The sequence below is a fragment of the Cryomorphaceae bacterium genome (assembly GCA_007695365.1).
Lineage (GTDB): Bacteria > Bacteroidota > Bacteroidia > Flavobacteriales_D > SKUL01 > SKUL01.
In genome coordinates this window covers 1-7,316 of the sequence record REDV01000030.1, presented here as the reverse complement: position 1 = coordinate 7,316, position 7,316 = coordinate 1, and the positions used below count along the sequence as shown (strand labels likewise).

At 51.2% G+C, this 7,316-nt stretch carries 7 protein-coding genes; 1 reads left to right on the top strand and 6 read right to left on the bottom strand.

Annotation, left to right across the window (positions count from 1 at the left end):
- The 4 genes from EA392_00795 to EA392_00780 all read right to left on the bottom strand — a co-directional run.
- Nucleotides 1-1,151 (bottom strand): peptidase S8 (locus tag EA392_00795; protein ID TVR42037.1); only part of this gene is annotated, 1,151 nt, incomplete at its 3' end.
- Between the two features lie 16 nt (nt 1,152-1,167).
- Nucleotides 1,168-1,857, bottom strand: a complete 690-nt coding sequence (locus EA392_00790) for a hypothetical protein (protein ID TVR42036.1) — start codon at nt 1,855-1,857, stop codon at nt 1,168-1,170.
- A complete protein-coding gene (locus tag EA392_00785) occupies nt 1,854-2,858 on the bottom strand; it encodes a toxin-antitoxin system YwqK family antitoxin (protein ID TVR42035.1) in 1,005 nt (334 codons plus the stop codon). The genes EA392_00790 and EA392_00785 overlap by 4 nt, the downstream gene beginning before the upstream one ends.
- A complete protein-coding gene (locus tag EA392_00780; GenBank protein TVR42034.1) occupies nt 2,845-3,996 on the bottom strand; it encodes a glycosyltransferase in 1,152 nt (383 codons plus the stop codon). The genes EA392_00785 and EA392_00780 overlap by 14 nt, the downstream gene beginning before the upstream one ends.
- A gap of 88 nt (nt 3,997-4,084) precedes the next feature.
- On the opposite strand from EA392_00780, the gene mnmA reads away from it, so the two are divergent.
- The gene (gene mnmA / locus EA392_00775) at nt 4,085-5,281 is read left to right on the top strand and encodes a tRNA 2-thiouridine(34) synthase MnmA (GenBank protein ID TVR42033.1); all 1,197 of its coding nucleotides are present in this window, start codon (nt 4,085-4,087) and stop codon (nt 5,279-5,281) included.
- Here the strand turns inward: mnmA and EA392_00770 are convergent.
- On the bottom strand, nt 5,252-6,244 hold the full coding sequence (locus EA392_00770) for a glycosyltransferase (GenBank protein TVR42032.1): 993 nt from the start codon (nt 6,242-6,244) through the stop codon (nt 5,252-5,254). The genes mnmA and EA392_00770 overlap by 30 nt on opposite strands.
- The gene (locus EA392_00765; protein TVR42031.1) at nt 6,244-6,786 is read right to left on the bottom strand and encodes a DUF4199 domain-containing protein; all 543 of its coding nucleotides are present in this window, start codon (nt 6,784-6,786) and stop codon (nt 6,244-6,246) included. Before EA392_00765 ends, EA392_00770 begins: the two co-directional genes overlap by 1 nt.
- Nucleotides 6,787-7,316: the final 530 nt, after the last annotated feature.

Here is a 7,316-nt window from a genome sequence, read left to right as displayed (position 1 = left end):
GTTCCATTGCCCGTCATCATGGTGTTGTTTACATTGGCCAATCGCGTCTGAACTCCCTGGGCCATCACATTGGGTTTTACACGGCCATCGGCAGTGGGGCCCCGCGAGCTGAACCACGAAACTGTGCTATCTGCCCAAAGCGCTCCAACGGCCAGCACCGAATCGGCGTCGGCAGGCATACCGATGTGGTACCAGGCACCTCCGCCATAATTGCCCGCGCTATTCACCACGAGCATCCCTTTGGAGGCCGCTATGTTCGCCCCCCTGCTTATCCAAGACGTCTGTCCGTTCAGATCGGCCCAGGTGTAATTCTGGGTGGAATCATCAAACAAAGTATAGCCTAACGAAGTGTTCAGCACATCTGCTCCGGCTGAATCAGCAGCTTCTGCAGCGGCAATCCAGTTGATTTCTTCCATTTGGTACTCCCAGGATGCATTTTCGGTGCGGTAAAGAAGGTAGCTCGCCTGCGGAGCAGCACCAATAAGGCTGTCGGGCCAGTAAGACGCCATGGCCGACCACACCCTCGTTCCGTGGCTGTGGCTATGAAACACATTTGTTTGGGTATCCACAAAGTCGTAGGTGCCAACAAGCCGACCGTCTTGTATCAGCGGCTGAAAAGCATCTATCTCGTGAGCCTGATTGAATCCCGCATCGAGCACTGCAATCAGTTTTCCCTCACCGGTAAAACCGTCGTGGTGCAATTTGTGGCCATTGAGCATCCAGAGCTGATGAAAACCATCTCCGTACATCTGCCAATCAGCATCATTGCGGGCAACCGCCGGCTGCTCTAGCCTTGGTACCTCCCGATGCCGATACGCCGGCATTTGTCGCACTTCCCACACAAAGGGCAATGCCTCAATGGATGAAACAAGCGTGCTGTCAGAAAAAGTAAACCCGGCGGCATTGAACCACCGAGATGTGTACAACAGGCCAATGTCGCCCAAATCTAGTACCTGCTGCACGTACTGCGGATTAACAGGCAGGTCGTTGTGCTTTAAAGGAATACCTTGAGCCAGTCTTCGGTCAATGGAACGTTGGCTCAAAAAGGCTTCGGGTGCGTCCAGCGAATAAGGACTGTAGTCTTTATCGGTAAACAGTACCCAGAACTTGCCGGGAGCAAGCTGTGCTACGGCTAAATGAGCGAGTAGCAATACGGAGAGGAGAATACTAGTTTTTACCGTGGTCCACATACCGATACCATAACTCATAGCCCGATTGAATGTTTGCCGGAGTGGGGTCTGACTGATAGTTCACATCGGTCTTTATTTCGCGAAGTTCCTTGTACACAAGGCCAATTCCGGGTGCGTAGGTTTCACGTCCTATTTCCTGTTCAATCAAATTGAATGCGCCTTGTTGAAGCACCACCGCTGCACTCTCAAATGCGATGTTTCCCACCACTTCGGTTTCTCCCACCTGCTCGTAACTGTAGTCCCAACGCGGCAGAGGATTAAGCGCATTTCCATCCCAAAACTGATTGGTATTCACCGGAAACACAAGTCTTGTAAACCGCTGATTTTCCTCAACTTTTTCAACTTTTCGCGAGGTGATAACCACCATCCACACGTCTTTGATGCGCCAGCTCTCGCTCTCGTCCCAGCGAAAATAGCGTTCTATTCGCCGTGCCGGTCTGCCCGCGTCGTCGGTAAATTCCGACTCCATCACCTCTTTTATCTGGTAGTGCGTGGTATCGGCAAAATCCTCCACAAAGTGACGAACCGAATCAACCTGATAGGCAATCCAAGAACCAACCTCGGCGGGGTAATACTCATAGCCCATGTTGACCTCGGCGTTTTCACCCCGACAACCGGCCAACAGTAATGGCAAGCAAACAAGTGCGGTATAGCCCAGGCGTTTCATGGTTGAAGTTCACCGTTTACATATTCCTTTTTTACGAGCAATTTACCTTTCTCGTCGAACTCTTCGTAGGTGCCGTGCAATTTGCCTTCCTTGTAGTTTGCCTTCACGGCGATGGTCTGGCCCTCGAGCACCCGGTACATTTCAACGTCTCCACCCCTGCGGCGATTGTCCACTTCTTCGTACTTCCACCTGCCGTTGTCGTGATATTCCGTATAAGACCCGTGCAGTTCGCCGTTTTTGTAATTTTCAATTTTCCTGGGGCGCTCTGCCTCGAACCAATCGGTAAAAGTGCCGTTCATTCTTACCTGCTTCACCTCTTTTCCGGCGCGATACACCACCATTTGCCCCAATGTACCGTTCTCGTTGCCATACTGCCAGGTACTTTCCTTCAGACCATCCTGGTATTTACCGGAAGCCCACATCCTGCCGTTGGGATAGTATTTTTTGTACTCGCCCGACCGCATACCGTTTTCGTACCTTCCTTCCGCCATGAGCCTGCCTGTATCGTAGTATTGTTTCCACTCACCATGACGTTTGTCGTTTACAAAAGTCACCTCCTCGCTTATCTCGCCGTTTATGTGATAGACAACTGCCCTTCCTTCCTGAATTCCTTTCCGGTAGGTATCCAGGGCCTTTCGCTGACCCGAGGGGTCATAGCTTATCCAAACGCTGTCTTTCTGCTGGTTGAGGTACTTTCCTTCGGCCATCAGTACCGGATTCTTTCCCTCATAAAACAAGCGGGCGTAAACCACCGCATCCGAACGGTGGTCCATTTCGGCCTTGAGGGAACCATCTTCGTAGTAGCGTTTAAAGAGGCCTACAGGTTTATCATCCACAAATGTACCTTCGTACACAAGCTTTCCTTCAGGTGTTTTCATCACCCATTCGCCCTGCTTTCGGCCCCTGGTGTCGGTTTCATTGATTGGTTGCGAAACCACTGGAACGGCGATGATAAGCGCCACCAACACCGTCCACACGCAAAGCCATTTACTTCTTGTCATCGCTTACTAAGTTACTGAAAAGTTCCTCAATTCCGTTCACCATTGCTTCCCAGCTAAATTCAGGAGCTTTTGATTGCACAAAACGCGCCATTTCCGGCTCGCGGTTTTGCTCAAAGAAATCCACCACGGCATCGGCCACGTCGATTGCTGTTTGCTGGCACACATAGCCGGCCTGCTTGTGCGGAACAATCTCCGCTAAACCGCCTACATCTGTTACCAACATAGGTCTGCCAAAATAATAGGCAATCTGCGTAACACCGCTTTGCGTGGCCGATAAATAAGTTTGTGCAACCATGTTCGCAGCTCCGAAATAACGCGCAATGTCTTCGGCTGGTATGAAGTGATTGTGAAGAATGACCCTTTCGGTGAGATTGTTTTGTTCAATTTGATTGAGATACACACCTGAGTGCTCGTAAAACTCTCCGGCCACGATCAGTTTTACATTCATGGCTTCGAGGCGGGGGTCTGCCATGGCATCCAGCAGCAAATTCAAGCCTTTGTACTTGCGCACAAATCCAAAGAACAAAAGCACCTTATCCTCCTGGCTAAGGCCCAGTGTATCTCTGGCCTCTTTCATCGGCACAGGCTCGCCGTAAATATCGTACACCGGGTGGGGAATAAAACACTTGTTACTTGATTTTGTAAAACGACTCAGGTCATTCAACACCGATTTCGACATGGTAACGAAGCCCTGCGGACGAGACATAAAGTAGCGTGTAAGCAGTCCGTCGCCGGGTCTTTTTTCGTGCGGAATGGCATTATCAACCAAGGCAATGATGCGGATATCCTTTTTCAGGAACCGGAGGACCGAGCCGAGCGACATGGCCATAAAAGGCAGCCAGAAGCGCACCACCACGTAATCAGGCTTTTGCTTATTGATGTAGCGAGCCGTACGCAGCCATGTGGCAGGATTCAGGGAGTGAATCAAGGACTGAATCCGCAAACCGGGTTCCGGACGGGAATCTGACTCTACCTGGCTTTTACCCGGAAAGAGAATGGAGGGATACTGAACTGAAAAAGAAACAATTTGCACCGATGCACCAGCCTTCTCGTAGGCCCTGTAAAGCGCCTCGTTGAAATTGGCAATGCCTCCCCGCAGCGGGTATGCCGGACCGATGATGATGACTTTGCGCCCCATGGCTCACAAAGAAACGTTTCTCCGGTGAGTTATTGGACGGCTTTGGCAGCAAAGATTTCAACCCCGCGCCGTTGCGTATCTTTGCAGTATGAAACGCGTGGTGGTTGGTTTATCGGGAGGTGTGGACTCGAGTGTTGCTGCATATTTGCTTCAGGAACAAGGCTATGAGGTGATTGGGTTATTTATGCGCAACTGGCACAACGATGATGTAACCATCTCCAAAAGCTGTCCGTGGATTGAAGACAGCAACGACGCCATGCTCGTGGCACAGCGTCTGGGCATTCCTTTTCAGGTCATTGATTTGAGCGAGGAGTACAAATCGCGCATTGTGGATTACATGTTTGCCGAATACGAAGCCGGGCGAACTCCCAACCCCGACGTGCTTTGCAACCGCGAAATCAAGTTCGACCCATTCTTGAAAGCGGCCGGGCAGCTCGGCGCCGACTACATCGCCACGGGCCACTATTGCCGCCGCGAAGAAACCGAGCTCAACGGCAACAAGGTGTATCGTTTGCTTGCAGGAAAAGACCCCAACAAGGATCAGAGTTATTTTTTGTGTCAGCTCAGCCAGGAGCAACTCTCGCGCGCACTTTTTCCCATTGGGCATCTCATGAAATCTGAGGTGCGCGACATTGCCCGTTCGCTTCAACTGGAAACCGCTGAGAAAAAAGATTCGCAGGGGCTTTGCTTTGTGGGCAAGGTGCGTTTGCCCGAGTTTCTGCAACAACAACTTCAACCCAAAAAAGGCAACATCATTGAGGTGATGGCCTCGCACCCGCAGTACAACATTTCGGTAAACGGAAACTGGCAAACCCTGGGTGATGAGCAATTGCTTCAGGCTGTTGAACCGTGGAAGTACGTACCCGAAGACGGCGAGGTGGTAGGCGAACACAGCGGTGCGCATTACTTCACCATCGGTCAGCGCAAAGGCTTGGCTGTAGGCGGTAAGGCCGAGCCCCTGTTTGTGATTGACACCGATACCGGGCTGAATGTCATCTACACCGGGCAGAGCGATCAACACCCCGGGCTTTATCGTCGCGGACTTTTTGTACCGGCCGGAGATGTGCACTGGATACGGCCCGATTTGGCTCTGAGGCCCGGCGAATCGCGCACCTACGATTGCCGAATCCGCTATCGACAGCCCCTGGAGCGCGCGCACCTCTACTGCCGTGAGGAGGGCATGTACATCGTGTTTGAACACACGCAGCGCGGGGTGGCCCGGGGTCAGTTTGCGGCCTGGTATAACGGCGAGGAGCTAATCGGAAGCGGAGTGATCGGAGGCTGAAACGTCAATGGTTTCGGCAATCTTGTAGTTGTTGCGGTTGGGGGCGTTTCGGGCCACCATTTCTGCGATAAAACCGGCCAAAAAAAGCTGGGTTCCCATAATCATGGCTGTGAGCGCAATGTAAAAGTGTGAAAGCTCTGCGATGTTCCGGCCCGGATTGCCCTGAACCATGCTCCACAACTTGCTTCCTCCGATGACCGCAAACAGAACAAAACCCACTAAAAAGCTGAGGGTTCCGATGGTGCCGAACAGGTGCATGGGCTTTTTGCCAAAGCGAGACACAAACGAAACGGTGAGCAAATCGAGAAAGCCATTGATAAATCGCTCCATTCCGAATTTGCTGGTGCCGTATTTTCGCGCCTGATGCGCTACTACTTTCTCGCCAATGCGCGAAAATCCTTCGCGCTTGGCCAGCACAGGAATATACCGATGCATGTCGCCGTGAACCTCCACATTTTTCACCACCACATTGCGGTAGGCTTTCAATCCGCAATTGAAATCGTGCAGGTGAATGCCCGACATTTTTCGTGTGGCCCAGTTGTAGAGCTTGGTGGGGAGCGTTTTGGAAATCGGGTCGTAGCGTTTTCTCTTCCAACCGGAAACCAAATCAAAGCCCTGGTCGTGAATCATGCGGTAAAGCTCAGGAATTTCATCGGGTGAATCCTGCAAATCGGCGTCCATGGTAATCACCACTTCGCCACGGGCATTGGCAAAGCCCACGTTGAGGGCAGCAGCTTTTCCGTAGTTGCGTTGAAAACGTATTCCGCGAATAGCCGAAAATCGCATTTTGAGTTGCTGAATCACACTCCAGCTTTCGTCTGAGCTGCCGTCGTCCACCAGCAGAACCTCGTAGCTGAAGTTGTGCTGGCGCATCACCTTGTCTATCCACTCCACCAACTCAGGCAAGGACTCCGCCTCGTTAAACAGCGGCACCAACACGGTTATCTGCGGTTTATTTACCATTACAGCGATTTGGGTTCTTGCTTGATGAATACTGCCATGATCAAAGATAACAGCATTCCAAAGAGCACGGTGGAGATGGCTGCAGTGGCCGCAAAGCTCAAGGGATTCATCCACATCATCTGCATGCCCATGATTTCCATGGCTTTTTCTTCGCTCATGCCCGACTTCATCAGGTTCTCATAAGCCTCTTCGATGGCCATATCAATGGTTTCGGGGGCGATGTACAGAAAGTAGATGTAGTTGAACACCGCACTCATCAGGGCCGACAGGAAGAAGATGGCCATCAGAAACCGGAAAGCCTGTCCGTAGGTGAATACCTCTTTGCGCGCACTCAGGGCATAGCTTCTACCAAACGAAAAGACCAAAACCAGCATCAGGATGAACGAGGTGGAAGCAACCCATCTGTTGTGATGCAGTTCGAGCAAGTACAAAATCATGGTAAAAGCAATGAGCACGCCGGTAACAACAGCAGCCTTTTCGAGGGCGGTTTTAAAAAAAGGCGGACGCGCCGTTATTTCAATGTTCTCGTTGGTTGTTTCCATGGTTCAGAGCGTAGTGGCAAATATATCGCAAAAAAGCGCATTGAATAGCTTGCTTTTACACAAGCGGAAACGCGCCTGGCCCCATCGCGAATAAAGTTTGCGAAATGACAGGGATTGGACTCACCTGCTCCGGGCAAGGCCAATAAGTGCAGCCACCACTTTTTGGGACACTACAAAAAAGTCAGTCCACAAGAGACTTTAACCCCGGGATACGCGCTTGCATAGGAAACCAAAAAACCGACCCCCTTTCAGAGACCGGTTTTTCACTTGGGTGCTATTCGGGAAGCAATTACTTCACCACACTGATTTTTACCGTATCAAAATCTTTGTTGTTGACGATAAGCTTCGCGATGTAGATGCCTGCGGGCCATCCGGTGAGGGTAGCTTTCCGAAAATCCCATTTCAAAACCGAGTCAAAAAGATATTTATTCCTTGAAAAGGTTCGGGGGAGAAATCTCATTCAGTTCGCACCATGTCTCATAATAGATTTCTCCGCTACGCAACTCCTGCCGTCGTTGCTTCGGTCGAAA